The organism is Flavobacterium chuncheonense, assembly GCF_042686145.1.
Lineage (GTDB): Bacteria > Bacteroidota > Bacteroidia > Flavobacteriales > Flavobacteriaceae > Flavobacterium > Flavobacterium chuncheonense.
In genome coordinates this window covers 88,496-104,682 of the sequence record NZ_JBHUPC010000020.1, presented here as the reverse complement: position 1 = coordinate 104,682, position 16,187 = coordinate 88,496, and the positions used below count along the sequence as shown (strand labels likewise).

The window sequence follows — 16,187 nt, the reverse complement described above, 5'->3', positions numbered from 1 at the left end:
GCTTTGTTTTGATTTAAAAATGTAAACAATTATTAAAATGAGTTTTAGATTATTTTTTGTTTTATTGATTTCGGTTATTGGTTTTTCGCAAGAGATAAATCAATTTGATGTTCAAGGTAAGCGTCATGGATTGTGGAAAGGGATTTATGAAAAAACGAAAAGACCGCGTTATGAAGGAACTTTCAATCACGGTAAAGAAACTGGAATTTTTAAATATTTCGATGATACAAAAGCAGGTACTGTTATAGCAACTCGTGATTTTTCAAAAGGCGATGGCAGTTGTTATACCATCTTTTTCAATCAAAAAGGCAAAAAAGTTAGTGAGGGTGTTTTGAAAAATAAATTACCTGAAGGGGAGTGGAAATACTATCATTTAGATAGTGATCAATATATGACACTTGAAAATTATAAAAAAGGGAAATTAGACGGCGTTAAGAAAGTATTTTATAAAGATGGAACTTTAGCAGAAGAGTCAATGTATTCTAATGGTGATTTGAATGGATATTACAAAAAGTATGCTGAAAATGGTAAGCCTTTGGAAGATTCCAATTATAAAAACGGAGAGTTTCATGGATCGGCTTTATATTATGATGGCGCTGGAAATTTAGTTTTCAAAGGACAATATAAAAACGGAAGAAAGTCGGGATATTGGGAAACTTATGAAGAGGGTAAATTGGTGAAAAAGGAAAAGATTACACCATATACGCGTAAAGTTTTCAAAAAAGATAGCCCAGCTGAGTTTGAGACTAAATATGATAAAAAATAATTAAGATAGTAATGAAAAGAGTAGTTGTAGGACTTTCTGGAGGAGTTGATTCGAGTGTTGCTGCTTATTTATTGCAAGAGCAAGGCTATGAAGTAATAGGATTGTTTATGAAAAATTGGCACGATGATTCAGTGACTATTTCTAATGAATGTCCATGGTTGGAAGATAGTAATGACGCTTTGTTAGTTGCAGAAAAATTAGGAATTCCTTTTCAAACGGTTGATTTATCAGAAGAATACAAAGAGCGTATTGTAGATTATATGTTTCACGAATACGAACAAGGTCGTACGCCAAATCCTGATGTCCTTTGTAACCGTGAGATAAAGTTTGATGTTTTTATGAAAATCGCTCTGTCTTTGGGGGCAGATTATGTTGCAACAGGTCACTATTGTCGTAAAGGAACTATTGTTGAAGGAGGAGAAGAAGTATATCAGTTGTTGGCAGGTAAGGATGGTAATAAAGATCAATCGTATTTCTTATGTCAATTGTCGCAAGAACAATTGTCGAAAGCTTTGTTTCCCATTGGAGAATTGACTAAACCAGAAGTGCGAGAAATCGCAGCAAAATTGGATTTAATTACCGCTGAAAAGAAAGATTCGCAAGGGTTGTGTTTCATTGGAAAAGTACGCCTTCCAGAATTTTTACAGCAGAAATTACAACCAAAAGAAGGAATTGTAGTTGATATTCCAGAAGATGCGGCTATTTTTTCGGCTGCAAAACCAGATTTTTCTAATTTAGAAGAAGAGTTGGCATATGAATCTCGTAATAGAGATTATAGTAATGAAGTTGGAAAAACTTTAGGAAAACACCAAGGCGCACATTATTTTACAAAAGGACAACGTAAAGGTTTGAATATTGGAGGTACGAAAGATGGACTTTATGTTATTGAAACCGATGTAAATTCAAATATTATTTACACAGGTCAAGGACCAAATCATCCAGGTTTGTTCAAAAAAGCATTGTTTATTAAGGAAGATGAAGTGCATTGGATTCGTGAAGATATGCGTTTACAACCAAATGAATCTATGGACGTAATGGCTAGAATTAGATATCGTCAACCTTTGCAAAAAGCAACGTTGCACCAATTTGATAGCGGCATGTATATTGTATTTGAGGAATCACAATCAGCCATTACAGAAGGACAGTTTGTGGCTTGGCACCATAACGATGAAGTTTTAGGAAGTGGTGTAATTTCTTAAAATATATGGATTTTCTATTTATTGTCATCGGCTTAGCGCTATTGGTTTTTGGTGGAAATTGGCTTTTGAAAGCTTCCGTGGGATTATCGCAAAAACTTAATATATCTAAAATTATTGTTGGTTTAACGGTTGTTTCATTTGCGACTTCAGCTCCTGAAATGATTGTGAGTATTAAAGCAGCACTTGATGGATATCCTGATATCGCAATTGGAAATGTAGTTGGTTCAAATATTGGAAATATTGGACTTGTCTTGGGGATGGTGCTGTTGATTAACTCCATTCAAGTTAATACTAGTTTTTATGCTACAGATTGGCCAATGAAAATGATAGCTTCTTTTTTACTTTTCTTTTTTCTGATAGTAGATGGAAAGTTAAGTCAGCTGGAAGGGATTGTTTTTGTAGTGCTATTATTGTGCTTTTTGGCTTATTTGATTAAAATAAACAAGAGGGTACAAACGGAACCATTCACTCAAGAAGAAGAGATACAAACAACTATGTCGATGATTTTCTTTTTTTTGTTATTAGGTGGGGGAGCGCTTTGGTTGGGTTCAGAATTGTTGGTTGATGGAGCAGTTAATTTGGCAGAACATTTAGGGGTAAGTAAACGTGTTATTGCAATTACTGTGGTATCCATTGGGACTAGTATACCTGAATTGGCATCTTCTATAATAGCTGCTGTAAAAAAAGAAAGTGATATTTCAATAGGTAACATTATCGGCTCTAATATTTTTAATATTCTGAGTGTGCTTGGTTTTACGGCTATAATTAAACCGATTGAATCTATTGATGCTAAAATTTTGAGTAACGATATTTATTGGATGCTTGGTTTTGGATTGGTACTATTACCGATGGTGTTTTTACCAAAGCGGAATAGCTTATCGTTTAGAGAAGGTATTCTGCTCGTACTAGCATATTCTGTTTTTATCTATTCCACAATTTAATTTTTTATTTATAAATTTGATAACCAAATCTGTAAGGTTATGAAATTTAAATTGTTGGTGTTTTTTTGGTTTGTTTTATTCAGTACTTTTGCACAAACTGAAGATGCATGGGTATATTTTGCCGATAAACCAGATGAAACTTATTTTATGGCTAATCCCCTAGAGATGTTGTCTCAAAAGGCTTTAGACAGAAGAACTACTCAAAATATTGTTTTAGAGACCAACGATATTCCGATTTCACAATCTTATATTTCACAAATTAGTAATGTTACAGGAGTAACCATTATGGCAAAGTCAAAATGGTTAAATGCTTTACATGTGAGAGGGAGTTTTACAGATCTCCAAGCATTAACAACTTTATCGTTTGTAACTGAAGTTCGATTTGCTAACCATTCTTTGAACTTGAGGATAGCAAACAATTCTCAAACCGAGAAGACAACAACTTTACAGAATAAATGGGATGTTTCGGTGATGTATAATTATGGAGGAGCGTCTAACCAAGTACAGATGTTAAACGCGCATCTTTTACATCAACAAGATTATACGGGTTCTGGCAAAACAGTTGCAGTTTTAGATTCTGGTTTCATAGGGGTGAATACTGCACAGTCTTTTCAAAATTTGTTTGCCAATAATTTGATATTAGGAGGGTATAATTTTCCCGATCGTAATACTAATTTTTATACGCGACATAATCATGGAACTAATGTGTTGTCAACTATGGGGGGGTATGTAGACAATCAGTTAGTAGGAACCGCTCCTAATGCTGCCTATTATTTGTTCATCACCGAAGATGTAAATAGTGAAAACCCAGTGGAAGAATCGTATTGGGTTGAGGCCGCTGAAATGGCGGATAGTCTTGGTGTCGATATTATTAATTCTTCTTTAGGTTATGGACAATATGATAATCCTAATTATTCGTATAATTATGCTCAACGTAATGGACAAGTAGGTTTTGCTTCACGTGGTGCTTCAATTGCTTTTTCGAAAGGAATAGTATGTGTATTAAGTGCTGGAAATAGTGGTGCAACTTCAGAACCACATGTTGGAATACCGGCAGATGCAACTAATGTTTTAACAGTAGGAGCAGTAACAAGTACGGAAAGTTACGCGAGTTTTAGTTCTATAGGACCAACAAGTGATACCCGCATTAAACCGGATGTTGCTGCATTAGGAGTTGCGGCTACTATAAGTGATACTTCAGGGAATATTACTGCTGCAAGTGGAACGTCTTTTTCTAGTCCTATTTTAGCAGGAGCTATCGCTTCTTTCTGGTCTGCAGTACCATCATTAACTGCTGCTGAAGTCATTCAGTATGTTAAAGAGTCTGCTGATCAATTTCAAAACCCCGATAATTTCAAGGGGTATGGAGTGCCCGATTTTCAGTTGGCTTTGATGAATGCACTTAATATTGAAAGTTTTGAGAAATCACAATTAACATTATATCCAAATCCTGTACAAGATAATTTGTATTTGAATTTGCCTCATAATACAAAAGGTAGCTTTGTCTTATACGATTTTTTAGGAAAAAAAATATTAGAGACTACATTAAATCAGGATAACACAATCTTAACTCTTTCTGAATTGCATTCAGGAGTTTATCTTTATGATTTTTCTACGAATAATAGTAAATTGCGCGGAAAAATAATTAAGCAAAAATGAATCGAATTACCCAATTATTTAATATACAATATCCAATTGTTCAAGGTGGAATGATCTGGAATAGTGGATACAAATTAGCCAGTGCCGTTAGTAATGCTGGTGGACTTGGATTAATAGGTGCAGGATCTATGTATCCGGATGTATTACGTGAACATATCCAAAAATGTAAAAAAGCTACGGATAAACCTTTTGGGGTAAATGTTCCTATGTTATATCCAAATATTGAAGAGATCATGCAGATTCTTATCGAAGAAGGAGTAAAAATTGTTTTTACTTCTGCTGGTAATCCAAAAACGTGGACATCTCATTTAAAAGCACATGGGATTACTGTTGTACATGTTGTGAGTAGTACAAAGTTTGCTTTAAAAGCCCAAGAAGCTGGTGTTGATGCTGTGGTAGCCGAAGGTTTTGAAGCAGGAGGGCATAATGGTAGAGACGAAACGACTACTTTGACTTTAATTCCTATGGTAAAAGAGCAAATTACGATTCCTTTAATAGCGGCCGGAGGTATTGCAACAGGTAGAGGAATGTTAGCAGCTATGACACTAGGAGCTGATGGAGTTCAAATGGGTAGCCGTTTTGCGGCATCAACAGAATCGAGTTCGCACGATAATTTTAAAAAGACAATTGTTGAAGTTAACGAAGGTGATACAATGCTAACTTTAAAAGAATTAGCTCCAGTTCGTTTGGTTAAGAATAAGTTCTTTAATGAAGTACAAGAATTGTATGCAAAATGTCCAACAACTGATGATTTGAAAAATCTTTTGGGGAGGGCTAGAGCAAAACGCGGAATGTTTGAAGGAGATTTAGAAGACGGCGAACTAGAGATAGGTCAAATAGCAGGCTTAATACACGATATTTTACCCGTAGAGAATATTATTCAAAACGTAATAAGCGAGTTTGAAATAGCGAAACAAGAAATCCAAAATTTTAATTTTTAATATTCATTAGAACCATGAAAGGTTTAAAATACACACTCTTTCTATTTTTATTTGCCTTTAGTGTTATTCAGGCGCAAGAATTCCGCTTCAAATCAACAGCTTTGTCAATTATGCAAAGAAAGAACTCGAAAGAGTGGGGTAAATGGTCTACACCAAAACCAACGGAAGTTATTATTTCTTTAGATTTTAATAAAGATAAAATTGTTATTTATTCAACTGAAATTCAACACTATAGAATTATTGAAGCATTGGGAACAGAACATACAGATAAGGATGTGATTACTTCTTATATCTGTAAGAATGTTGAAGGTATAGTAGTTAAGTTATCGTTTTTTATCCGTAAGGATTTGGATAATAAAACCCAGCTTTACCTGTATCATAAAAACTTTGCATTTTGTTATGACATTGTTGAAATAACTGAATAAATTTCCAAAATCTTATGAAAAAAGTGCTAACCTCTATGGTATTAGGGGTGCTTTCAATTGCTGCTTCTGCTCAGCAACGACCAAAACTGGTTGTTGGGATAGTTGTAGATCAAATGAAAATGGAGTATTTATACCGTTTTTCTGATGATTTTTCTCAAAATGGTTTCAAGCGTTTGATGCGTGATGGTTTTACTTTTCATAACATGCATTACAACTACATGCCTACCTATACAGGTCCTGGACATGCGTCAATTTTTACGGGTACTACACCAGCTTTACATGGTATTGTAGGAAATGAATGGTTTAATAAATCTATAGGTAAAGATGTTTATTGTACCGATGATGAAGGTGTGAGTATTTTGGGTAATGGTTCTGAAAGTGAAGGAAAAATGTCACCAAAGAAATTACAAAGTACTACTATAACTGATGAATTAAAGCTGGCGACCAATTTTAATGGAAAAGTTATTGGAATAAGTTTGAAAGATAGAGGTGCAATTCTTCCTGCTGGACATTTTGCAGATTGGGCCTTTTGGTACAGTAAAACTGGATCTTTTATTTCAAGTACTTTTTATGGTAGTAAGTTACCCAAATGGGCGGAAGATTTCAATAATGAAAAGCATTATCTGAAATATGTAAATACTACTTGGGATTTGTTAAAACCTAAAGAAAGCTACAATGAAAGCTTAAATGACAATAATCCTTATGAAGGAAAATTGTTTAAAAAGACAGCTTTTTTTCCGTATAGTATGAAGGAAATGTATGCTGATAATAATGCGGGCATTTTACGATCTACACCATTTGGAAATAATTTAATTGTTGATTTTGCTAAAACAGCTGTTGCTAAAGAAAGTTTAGGTAAAGATCAAATAACAGATTTTTTGACTTTGAGTTTTTCATCTACAGATTACGTAGGTCATCTTTTAGGACCGCGCTCAATTGAGTTACAAGATACTTATATACGTTTGGATGAGTCAATAGGGGATTTTTTAAATTATTTGGATAAAGAAGTAGGTAAAGGTAATTATCTTGTTTTTTTGACTGCCGATCATGCAGGAGCAGAGAATGTTACGTATTTGAAGGATAATAAATACGAAGTCAATAATATTATTTCAAAAAATTTAGAGAATTCTATTCATACTTTTTCTTCAGAACAATATGGTGCAGATTTGGTTTTAAACTATTCAAATTTTAATTTGTTTTTGAATAAAGCTTTAATCAAACAGAAAGGTTTGGATTTGGCTAAAGTAAGGCAAGATTTTAAGGATTTTCTATATTCTCAAGATTTTATTAAACGTGTTTATACTGAAGATGAAATTCTGGGGTCTGCAAGTAATGACTTTTTCTTAAATTTTATAACAAAAGGATATGATCCGACGCAAAATGGCGAGTTAGTTTTTTCTTTTAAACCGGGTTATATTGAATATAGTACAACGGGTACTTCTCATGGAAGTCTTTACACCTATGATACACATGTTCCATTATTGTTTTATGGATGGAATATTAAAAGAGGCAAATCACATGATAAAAAAGCGATAACGCAAATAGCTCCAACGCTATCTCAGCTTTTAAAAATTACTTATCCAAATAGCACGGAAGCTGAAGTTTTACAAGAGATTTTAGATTAAAGTATATAAAAAAAGCTCTCGATTATGAGAGCTTTTTTTGTTTTATGCATTTACCGTTTCATTGGTATTCGTGTTTACAAAATCAATTTCAACTTGATTTCTTAAGATATCCTCAAAAGTTTCACGCTGTCTTATTAAATGACCTTTTCCGTTTAACCAAAGTACTTCTGCAGGTTTAACACGAGAGTTATAGTTAGAAGACATTGAATAACAATAGGCCCCAGCGTTGTGGAAACATAAAATGTCACCTTCTGTAATTTCTTTAATACGTTTGTTGCTTGCAAAAGTATCGGTTTCGCAAATATATCCTACTACAGAGTAAAAACGTTCTTTACCTTTAGGGTTAGAAATGTTTTCAATATAGTGTTCCGATCCGTACAGCATTGGGCGGATTAAGTGGTTGAAACCTGTGTCAACTCCAGCAAAAACAGTTGAAGTTGTTTGTTTAACTACGTTAACTTTTGCTAAGAAAAATCCAGCTTCACTCACTAAGAATTTTCCTGGTTCAAATGCTAAAGTTAATTCTCTTCCATATTCTTTTTCAAATGCTAAGAATCGTTTTGTTAATTTTTTTCCAAACTCTTCTACATCGGTTTCAATATCTCCTTTTTTGTAAGGCACTTTGAATCCACTTCCAAAATCGATGAAATCTAAGCTTTTAAAGTTTTTAGCAGTTTCAAACAAAATTTCAGCAGCATATAAAAATACTTCAACATCAAGGATGTCAGAGCCTGTGTGCATGTGAATACCATTAATGTGCATTTTAGTGTTTTCTATAATGCGCAATAAATGTGGAAGTTGGTGTATAGAAATACCAAATTTACTATCAATATGACCTACAGAAATATTAGCATTTCCACCTGCCATAACGTGGGGGTTAATTCTGATACAAACTGGAATAGTTGGGTGTTTTGTACCAAATTGCTCTAAAATCGATAAGTTATCAATGTTGATTTGAACGCCCATTAATGCAACTTGCTCAATTTCTTCCATTGAAACACCATTTGGTGTGTATATAATGTCTTTTGGATCAAAACCAGCATGAAGTCCTAAACGTACTTCCTCAATAGATACAGTGTCTAGTCCTGAACCAAAGCCTTTTAATAATTTTAAAATGTTTAAATTTGACAAAGCTTTAACAGCATAATGAACCTTAAATCGGTCAACCTTTTTAAACGCTGTCGTTAAACGATTGTATTGTCTTTCAATAGTTGCAGCATCATACACGTATAATGGACAACCAAATTCTTCTGTTAAATTAATCAAATCCTCTTTTCTCATCATTTATAAAATTTATGCAAATTAATCACATTAAATCTTCATAATCAACTAAATAACAAATTATAACAAAATTAAACAAAATGTTGTTTTTTAAAATAAAATTATTTGTTTTTGTGATTTTTTAAATCAAGTAGATTTGAAACTTTCTGTAGTTCTAATTAGCAAAATTAAAATTAAAAAAGTTAGCCATTTAAAAATTAGTTTGTTATTTTTGTGGCACTTTTAATTAAAAGATAACAACATATCATATTATGAACTTACACGAATATCAAGGTAAAGAAATATTAGCTAGTTACGGTGTACGTGTTCAACGTGGACATGTAGCGAACAATGCTGAGGAAGCAGTTGAAAAAGCAAAACAATTAACAGCTGAAACTGGTACAGGTTGGCATGTTATTAAAGCGCAAATTCACGCTGGTGGTCGTGGAAAAGGTGGAGGAGTTAAATTGGCTAAGAATTTAGATCAAGTTAAAGAAATTGCTGGTCAAATTATTGGAATGGATTTGGTAACACCTCAAACCCCACCTCAAGGAAAAAGAGTACATAAAGTATTAGTTGCTGAGGATGTATATTATCCAGGTGAAAGTGAAACTTCTGAGTTTTATATGTCTGTTTTATTAAACAGAGGTAAAGGAAGAAACATGATTATGTATTCTACTGAAGGTGGAATGGATATTGAAGAAGTTGCGGAGCATACACCACACTTAATATTTACCGAAGAAATCGATCCAGCTGTTGGATTACAAGGATTCCAAGCGAGAAGAATTGCTTTCAACTTAGGTTTAGAAGGTAATGCTTTTAAAGAAATGGTAAAATTTGTTGATGCATTATACAGAGCTTATATCGGTTCTGATGCTTCAATGTTCGAAATTAACCCTGTGTTAAAAACGTCAGATAATAAAATTATCGCTGTTGATGCTAAAGTTGATTTAGATGACAATGCATTATTCCGTCACAAAGATTTAGCTGAAATGCGTGATGTTCGTGAAGAGAACCCAATTGAAGTAGAAGCTAAAGAAGTAGGTCTTAACTACGTTGATTTAGATGGTACTGTAGGTTGTATGGTAAATGGTGCAGGTCTTGCAATGGCTACGATGGACTTAATCAAATATGCAGGTTTTGAACCAGCTAACTTCTTAGACGTAGGAGGAACTGCAGATGCAAAACGTGTTGAAACAGCTTTCCGTATTATCTTAAAAGATCCTAATGTAAAAGCTATTTTAATTAACATTTTCGGAGGAATCGTTCGTTGTGACCGTGTTGCTCAGGGTGTTGTAGATGCTTACAAAAATATGGGTGACGCTATTAAAGTGCCTATCATTGTTCGTTTACAAGGAACAAATGCAGAAATTGCTAAAGAATTAATTGATAATTCTGGTATGCCAATTTTGTCTGCTGTTCAATTCCAAGAAGCTGCTGACCAAGTTAAAGCTGCTTTATCTTAATTGAAACAAAAACGTTTTATATAATAAAAAGCCTCGCACATGCGAGGCTTTTTATCTTTTAGCTATTTTGTTATTGGAAATAGTTCTCTGTAATTTACATTTAAATCGACCTTCTGTAAAGCTTCTTAGTCTAAGGTGTTTTGTTTTTCGATTGGTTACACGCTTGCGCCATAATTCATAGCTCGAACGTTTGAGCTCTTTTCGCATTAAATTTTTAGTTTCCATTTCCGAAAGTCCAAATTGAAAAGCGATTGCCTCAAAAGGAGTACGGTCTTCCCATGCCATTTCAATTATTCGATCAATTTCTAGAGGTGTTAGTGTTTTCATTTTCCATTTAATATTGAATGTAATTGTTGATATAGACTTTATTTGCTTTGATGTCATGCATTAAATTGTATAGTCCGAAGAAAGTTCGGTTTATATAAATAAAGTGCTTAGAACCTCTATTTCCATTCATATTCCGAATTTCTGTGCTTTTGGAATAGCGTTCTCCTAATTCCGCTATTTTTTGAAAAAAGTATTCGTTTGAAAAGTCAAAATATTCTTCATGAAAAGGTTGAGTAAATAAGCTAAGCATTTCATGAAATAAAGACTTAAAGAATTTTTTCTCTTCAGGAGAGTCTTCTTCCTTTAAGATTTCTAATTCGTAAAGTTTTTGCTCGAATACTTTTGGATTGTTGATATTTTCTTTTTTAGCTAATTCAAAATATGGTATATAGAAATCCTCAGGGACTTCTTTCATACATCCAAAATCCAAAATGATAAGTCGATTATCATCTGAAACTAAAAAATTTCCGGGATGTGGATCGGCATGTACTTTGCGTAAATTGTGAATTTGGTACATGTAAAAATCCCACAGTGCTTGTCCAATTGTATTTGAATTTTCAATCGAACTGTTTGAAGCAGTAAATTCAGAAAGATGTTTTCCCTTCATCCAATCCATTGTAATTATTCTGTCGGAAGACCATTCTTCATAATAATTTGGAAATAATAAATTGGGTAAGTGTTTGCATGCGTTGGCTATTTCCTTACTTTGTTTTACTTCGTTAATATAGTCGGTCTCTTCTATTAATTTGTTTTCAACTTCATTGAAATACTTATCCGAATCTTTGCCTTTAATGTTGAACATTTTAATAGCAATTGGTTTTACCAACGCTAAATCTGCGGATATGCTATTCGCAACTCCAGGATATTGAATTTTTACGGCTAATTTCTTCCCGTTTAATTCGGCCTGATGTACTTGACCGATACTTGCAGCGTTTATTGAATTCGGATTAAAGGTGTCAAAAATTTCGTTTGGATTTTTGCCAAAATAATTTTTAAAGGTTTTTACCACCAAAGGAGCGGAGAGTGGAGGAACCGAAAATTGAGATAATGAAAACTTTTCTACGTAGGCTTGTGGTAGAATGTTTTTTTCCATACTCAGCATTTGAGCTACTTTTAGAGCGCTACCTTTTAATTGTTTTAGTCCATCATAAATATCCTCCGCATTTGACTGGTTTAGACTTTCTTTAGCTTCTTCTTCAGTTTTGATTAATTTATCACCGTAATATTTGATATAGTTTACCCCAACTTTTGCACCGGTTTGAAGGAGCTTTGAGGCACGTTGAATCTTTGATGTTGGAATACTATTTAGAGTTTTCATATTGAAGTGTTTATTTTTTCTTTCCAAAGGAATTTTCCAAAATCAAAAATGTTTTTCAAAGGGGTAAGATCGAGTAAATCAAAACTAGCATGCATTGATTTTTCAATGAATATGTCTGTTTTTTCAAATGATGGTGAAGTGTCTTCTATCCAAAATTTAAGTGTCATTAATAACTGAAGCCAAGCGATTTCGCTGATGCTATTTTCTTTTAGTTCATCAATTTTCTCTTGCGGAATTTTTGGTGTATTAATGTTTAAGCCATCGATGAACTTTTTGAAGTTTTTACGTAAACTGCTTAATTTTTTCAGATTCTCTAATTTGTTTTTATCTGCAGTTAAAAGGTGTAATACTAAGCTTCTGTTTGAAGTTAAAATTTCAAAAAATGTAAAGTAAAAGCTTAATAGTTTTGTTTTAGCATCATAGTTTATATAATCGTCACTTTTTGAAAGGAGGGTTACTGTGTTTTCAAAAAATGCGATAAAAATATTTTCTTCTAGTGTTTCAAAACTTGAAAAATAGTCATAAAATTTTCCTTCTTCTACTTTTAGATTTTTGCAAAATTGAAACACATTGTTGGGTTTTTTGCCTTCTTCAAGTATATAGTTCGAATATTCATTGATGAAGTAATCTTTGTTTATTGTTTTTTTTGCCATCATATTTTCATTTTTACGAAGTTACAAAATAAACGTTTAACAAAATGTTTGGTTAAGTTAAACAAAAGCTAAATATCACGATAAAAAAGCCCAACATTAAGTTGGGCAATTGATTATGATTTTTGTTCTTTATTGAAATAAACTAGGTAGTAGTACATTTGTTTTTCTTCATCCCAGCCTTTTTCCACAAACTTCTCTGCGCTTTCAGGGTTTATAAAGTCTAATTTGATTTGGATGTTTGTGTCCAATTCAATAACATTTTTCATTTTCTTTCTTGCATCTGTTACAGCGGCATTTGCAATAGGGAAATTGGAAACATCTTCAATGCTGTATTTAGCACCTTTGTCCACTTTATAATTTTTAAACTCCGGAATAAATTCTGGGTTTTGCATTACTTCGTTTAAGAAAGCCGTTTCTTCAAATTCGTCATTCTTAGCAAAGTGGTTTACAGCTCTGTTCATGAATAACACCTCTTGTTGTTTGTCTTCAGCAGGTAGCACTACGTCTTTAGCAAAGTCTTTACAAAACTGTAGGTATTTTTTTGTCATGAAGTTTTCGTCTTGGAAAACATCTACTGATAAGAAATGCTCTAGCCAGTAACGGGCATCGTAGCGGTTACTGTCGACTGTTAAAATTTTGTAACCTTCTTCTTTTTTATAATTGAAAATGATACAACCTTTGTCTTGCTTATTTAAGTTGATACCTTGTTGTAAGATCATTTCAAGATTATTACCGTTTTCCTCAAACTGTAAGAAATCGGTCTTGATTTCGCTTTTGAAAATACCAATTGCATCGACTACATTGTTATCAATAGAGACATTGGTAAAATAAGTTACATAAACCTCTCCATTTTTGATATGTGGGTGGTTCGACTGTTCAAATAAGTGCTGGGTAATTTTTTTTGAAATAGCATGAATGCTTGATGGATTTAAAAAAGCTTCAGTTGCTAAATTGAACATTTCGTTATATTCTAAATCTACTTCATGGGCAAACTGATAGTAGTTTTCTTCTTTTTCACGAAATGGTTTAAAGAAGTATTCTTTAAGTAAAGGCATAATTTCATCGTTAAGACCATATGGTGTTTCCGAAAGAAAAATAGCTTCGTTTCTACTTTTATTTCCTACTCTGTGAATGGAAAGGTTTTCAATGTGAGCGTTAAATAAGTTAATCATTTTGTGTAGTTTAGATAAAAGAGCCAAGATAGAAAATAGTTTTCTTTCTTGGCTGTATAGTATTGTGTAAAAAATATTGTTCTAAGAACTAGTTCCAGTTTTCTTCAAATCCGAAATCTTCGAAACTATCATCACCATCAAACATGTCGAAGTCCTCGTCGTCATATCCGTCTTCAAATTCGTTGTCTAAATCGTCTGCTTCAAATGCTTTGTCAGGTGCACTTGAGGGTAACTCTCCGTGTGCAAAAAGTAATGCTGGGTATAACTCACCATCTTCTTTTTCTTCAATTGCAGCAAGTTCTACAAGGAATGTCCACATGTTGAAAAAGTCATAAACGTATATAATTTTTGTTTGGTGTTGATCTAGATTATCCTCTAAAATGAAATCGTTCATGATGCGCATTTCACCAGGTACATCACCAGTGTCAAACAATGGAATTTCATCCTCTTGTGTCCAGTTTTCATCACAAGTATAAAAAGCGGCCATTTCAGTTCCATCAAAGCCAAAAGCATTCACAATTGCATTGTGTAGATCCTCTAATGTATCGGTGTTTTCTATGGCTATATCTCTAAAAATATCTTCTTCTGCATCGAGAATTACTCGGAATTTATAAATCATATTTTGAAATTTTTGGAATGACAAAAGTAAACATAATTTTTAGACTTACGATTTGAAAATGGCAAAGTTTATTTTTCATAAAACTCAATTGGAAGATTATCAGGGTCGTTAATAAAAAAAAACTTTTTCCCTGTAAATTCATCTTTTCGAATTGATTCTGCGGTTATGTTTTGGTTGGTAAAATGCATTCTAGCGGAATCGATGTTGTCTACCTCAAAAGCAATATGGCGTAATCCTGTGCCTTCTGGACGCGAAAGTCTTTTAGGAGGATTTGGAAATGAAAACAATTCGATACAATATTGGTTATTTAATGCTAAATCCAACTTATACGAATCGCGTTCTTTGCGGTATATTTCTCTAATAATAGTAAAACCTAAAACATCGGTATAAAACCTTTTCGAAATCTCGTAATTAGAGCAAATAATTGCAATATGATGCGTATTGTTAATCTGTAGCATTTTGTTGTTTTTTTATTCTAGTTATTACCCTTTTCTTAAAATGATTGAATTTTCTGTGTGAAGGGTATTGTCGCTTTGATGTCATATTGTTGAATAGTAACGCAACAAGTAGTAGAATTAGTGCACCGGTTAATACTGGTGAAATAACATACCAATAACCTAATGCTTTAATTTGTGTTGAACCAGTAACAGCTATTAAAGCGGTAGCACCACCTGGAGGATGTAAGGTTTTGGTGATTTGCATCATCACAATTGAAAGGGATACTGCCAATGGAGCGGCAATCCAAATAATATCAGGAATCAACATTTGGACAGTAACGCCAATAAGAGCAGAAATACAATGACCTCCAATCAAGTTTCGGGGTTGAGCCAGAGGACTACTGATAACGCCATATACTAATACACTTGATGCACCGAAAGACCCGATAAGAAATACAAAATCATGATCTGAAACTAATCCGTATTGCAAATAAGCAATAATTCCCATTCCAATAAATGAGCCGATAAAAGCCCAAAAATGTTCTTTAAAATCGACAAGTGTTTCTTTGTAAAGTACGTATTTTACTTTTCGATAATTTCGGTTATTTGAATTGAATCTCATGCTGTGTTACCAAGTTTAATGGTGTAAAATTACAATTCATCCTTGACTTTTGACAATTCGGTAAAGTCTAATTTTTATTGTTGTTAATTCATTGCAATTTTGGGTTATAAATTTGTAAAATAGTATTGTTATGACACGAATTATGACTTTTTTAGCCTTGTTGATAGCGTCATTATTATCAGCACAAAATGATTATAAAGCGGATATGCAACATGCATTGTCGCTTTGGGAAGATGGTAAAACGGCAGTTGCCGTTAAAGAATTTGAAGCTATTGCTACTGTATATACTTCAGAATGGTTACCTAACTATTATGTAGCTTTGTTAACTGCACAAGAGGCATTAATGGAAGGTGATAATAGAGAGTTGATGAAAAGTCTTCTGGAGAAAGCACAACGATACCAAGATCTAGTAAATAGAGTGGAATTGGAAAATGCAGAAGTTTTAGTCGTTCAAGCTTTGATTAATACAGGCTGGATTATTTATAATCCAATAATTAATGGTCCAAAATTATCAGCGGACGTTGCTTATTTGTATAAAAAAGCAAATGAAGTTTCTCCTGAAAACCCAAGAGTTCATTTAAATAAAACGAATTATGAAATTGGTGTAGCCAAATATTTTGGTCAAGATACTTCGGGTTTATGCGAGCAGTATAATAAAACTTTAACCCTTTTCGCTAACTTTAAACCTAAAAGTGAGATAGAACCGAATTGGGGTTTTAATCAAGCGAGAGCTTTGTTAGCAGAATGTATTAAATAA

17 protein-coding genes are annotated in these 16,187 nt (G+C 33.2%); 9 read left to right on the top strand and 8 right to left on the bottom strand.

What is annotated here, in order from left to right; all coding sequences use genetic code 11:
- Positions 1 to 37 precede the first annotated feature (37 nt).
- The 7 genes from ACFS5J_RS12920 (at position 38) to pafA (ending at position 7,556) form a co-directional block, all read left to right on the top strand.
- Entirely contained in the window at positions 38 to 766 is a 729-nt protein-coding gene (locus ACFS5J_RS12920; protein ID WP_379812651.1) for a toxin-antitoxin system YwqK family antitoxin, read from the top strand.
- Positions 767 to 777: 11 nt separating this feature from the next.
- Positions 778 to 1,965, top strand: a complete 1,188-nt coding sequence (gene mnmA / locus ACFS5J_RS12915; protein WP_379812650.1) for a tRNA 2-thiouridine(34) synthase MnmA — start codon at positions 778 to 780, stop codon at positions 1,963 to 1,965.
- Between the two features lie 5 nt (positions 1,966 to 1,970).
- A complete protein-coding gene (locus tag ACFS5J_RS12910) occupies positions 1,971 to 2,906 on the top strand; it encodes a calcium/sodium antiporter (RefSeq protein WP_379812649.1) in 936 nt (311 codons plus the stop codon).
- A 39-nt stretch (positions 2,907 to 2,945) separates the two neighbouring features.
- The gene (locus ACFS5J_RS12905) at positions 2,946 to 4,565 is read left to right on the top strand and encodes a S8 family serine peptidase (protein WP_379812648.1); all 1,620 of its coding nucleotides are present in this window, start codon (positions 2,946 to 2,948) and stop codon (positions 4,563 to 4,565) included.
- Positions 4,562 to 5,506, top strand: coding sequence for an NAD(P)H-dependent flavin oxidoreductase (locus ACFS5J_RS12900; protein ID WP_379812647.1), 945 nt, complete (start codon positions 4,562 to 4,564; stop codon positions 5,504 to 5,506). The genes ACFS5J_RS12905 and ACFS5J_RS12900 overlap by 4 nt, the downstream gene beginning before the upstream one ends.
- Positions 5,507 to 5,616: 110 nt before the next feature.
- Positions 5,617 to 5,931, top strand: a complete 315-nt coding sequence (locus ACFS5J_RS12895; protein WP_379812646.1) for a hypothetical protein — start codon at positions 5,617 to 5,619, stop codon at positions 5,929 to 5,931.
- A 14-nt stretch (positions 5,932 to 5,945) separates the two neighbouring features.
- Positions 5,946 to 7,556: an alkaline phosphatase PafA gene (gene pafA / locus ACFS5J_RS12890; RefSeq protein WP_379812645.1), complete on the top strand. Its 1,611-nt coding sequence runs from the start codon at positions 5,946 to 5,948 to the stop codon at positions 7,554 to 7,556.
- Positions 7,557 to 7,598: 42 nt separating this feature from the next.
- Here pafA and lysA read toward each other — a convergent pair whose 3' ends face one another.
- Positions 7,599 to 8,837 carry a diaminopimelate decarboxylase gene (gene lysA / locus ACFS5J_RS12885; protein ID WP_379812674.1) on the bottom strand — a complete coding sequence of 413 codons (1,239 nt, stop codon included), beginning with the start codon at positions 8,835 to 8,837 and terminating at the stop codon, positions 7,599 to 7,601.
- A gap of 251 nt (positions 8,838 to 9,088) precedes the next feature.
- On the opposite strand from lysA, the gene sucC reads away from it, so the two are divergent.
- Positions 9,089 to 10,282, top strand: a complete 1,194-nt coding sequence (gene sucC / locus ACFS5J_RS12880; protein ID WP_379812644.1) for an ADP-forming succinate--CoA ligase subunit beta — start codon at positions 9,089 to 9,091, stop codon at positions 10,280 to 10,282.
- Positions 10,283 to 10,333: 51 nt separating this feature from the next.
- Here sucC and ACFS5J_RS12875 read toward each other — a convergent pair whose 3' ends face one another.
- From ACFS5J_RS12875 to ACFS5J_RS12845, 7 genes are all read right to left on the bottom strand, one after another.
- Positions 10,334 to 10,609: a TIGR03643 family protein gene (locus ACFS5J_RS12875; protein ID WP_379812643.1), complete on the bottom strand. Its 276-nt coding sequence runs from the start codon at positions 10,607 to 10,609 to the stop codon at positions 10,334 to 10,336.
- Positions 10,610 to 10,616: 7 nt separating this feature from the next.
- Positions 10,617 to 11,927: an ABC1 kinase family protein gene (locus ACFS5J_RS12870; RefSeq protein ID WP_379812642.1), complete on the bottom strand. Its 1,311-nt coding sequence runs from the start codon at positions 11,925 to 11,927 to the stop codon at positions 10,617 to 10,619.
- The gene (locus ACFS5J_RS12865) at positions 11,924 to 12,583 is read right to left on the bottom strand and encodes a TetR family transcriptional regulator C-terminal domain-containing protein (RefSeq protein WP_379812641.1); all 660 of its coding nucleotides are present in this window, start codon (positions 12,581 to 12,583) and stop codon (positions 11,924 to 11,926) included. The genes ACFS5J_RS12870 and ACFS5J_RS12865 overlap by 4 nt, the downstream gene beginning before the upstream one ends.
- A gap of 110 nt (positions 12,584 to 12,693) precedes the next feature.
- Positions 12,694 to 13,752 carry a nucleoid-associated protein gene (locus ACFS5J_RS12860; RefSeq protein WP_379812640.1) on the bottom strand — a complete coding sequence of 353 codons (1,059 nt, stop codon included), beginning with the start codon at positions 13,750 to 13,752 and terminating at the stop codon, positions 12,694 to 12,696.
- Between the two features lie 88 nt (positions 13,753 to 13,840).
- Positions 13,841 to 14,371, bottom strand: coding sequence for an IS1096 element passenger TnpR family protein (locus ACFS5J_RS12855; protein ID WP_379812639.1), 531 nt, complete (start codon positions 14,369 to 14,371; stop codon positions 13,841 to 13,843).
- Positions 14,372 to 14,439: 68 nt separating this feature from the next.
- Positions 14,440 to 14,829, bottom strand: a complete 390-nt coding sequence (gloA2, locus tag ACFS5J_RS12850) for an SMU1112c/YaeR family gloxylase I-like metalloprotein (protein WP_379812638.1) — start codon at positions 14,827 to 14,829, stop codon at positions 14,440 to 14,442.
- Positions 14,816 to 15,430 carry an HPP family protein gene (locus ACFS5J_RS12845; RefSeq protein ID WP_379812637.1) on the bottom strand — a complete coding sequence of 205 codons (615 nt, stop codon included), beginning with the start codon at positions 15,428 to 15,430 and terminating at the stop codon, positions 14,816 to 14,818. The genes gloA2 and ACFS5J_RS12845 overlap by 14 nt, the downstream gene beginning before the upstream one ends.
- Positions 15,431 to 15,560: 130 nt before the next feature.
- Between ACFS5J_RS12845 and ACFS5J_RS12840 the strand changes: the two genes are divergently transcribed.
- The gene (locus ACFS5J_RS12840; RefSeq protein ID WP_379812636.1) at positions 15,561 to 16,187 is read left to right on the top strand and encodes a hypothetical protein; all 627 of its coding nucleotides are present in this window, start codon (positions 15,561 to 15,563) and stop codon (positions 16,185 to 16,187) included.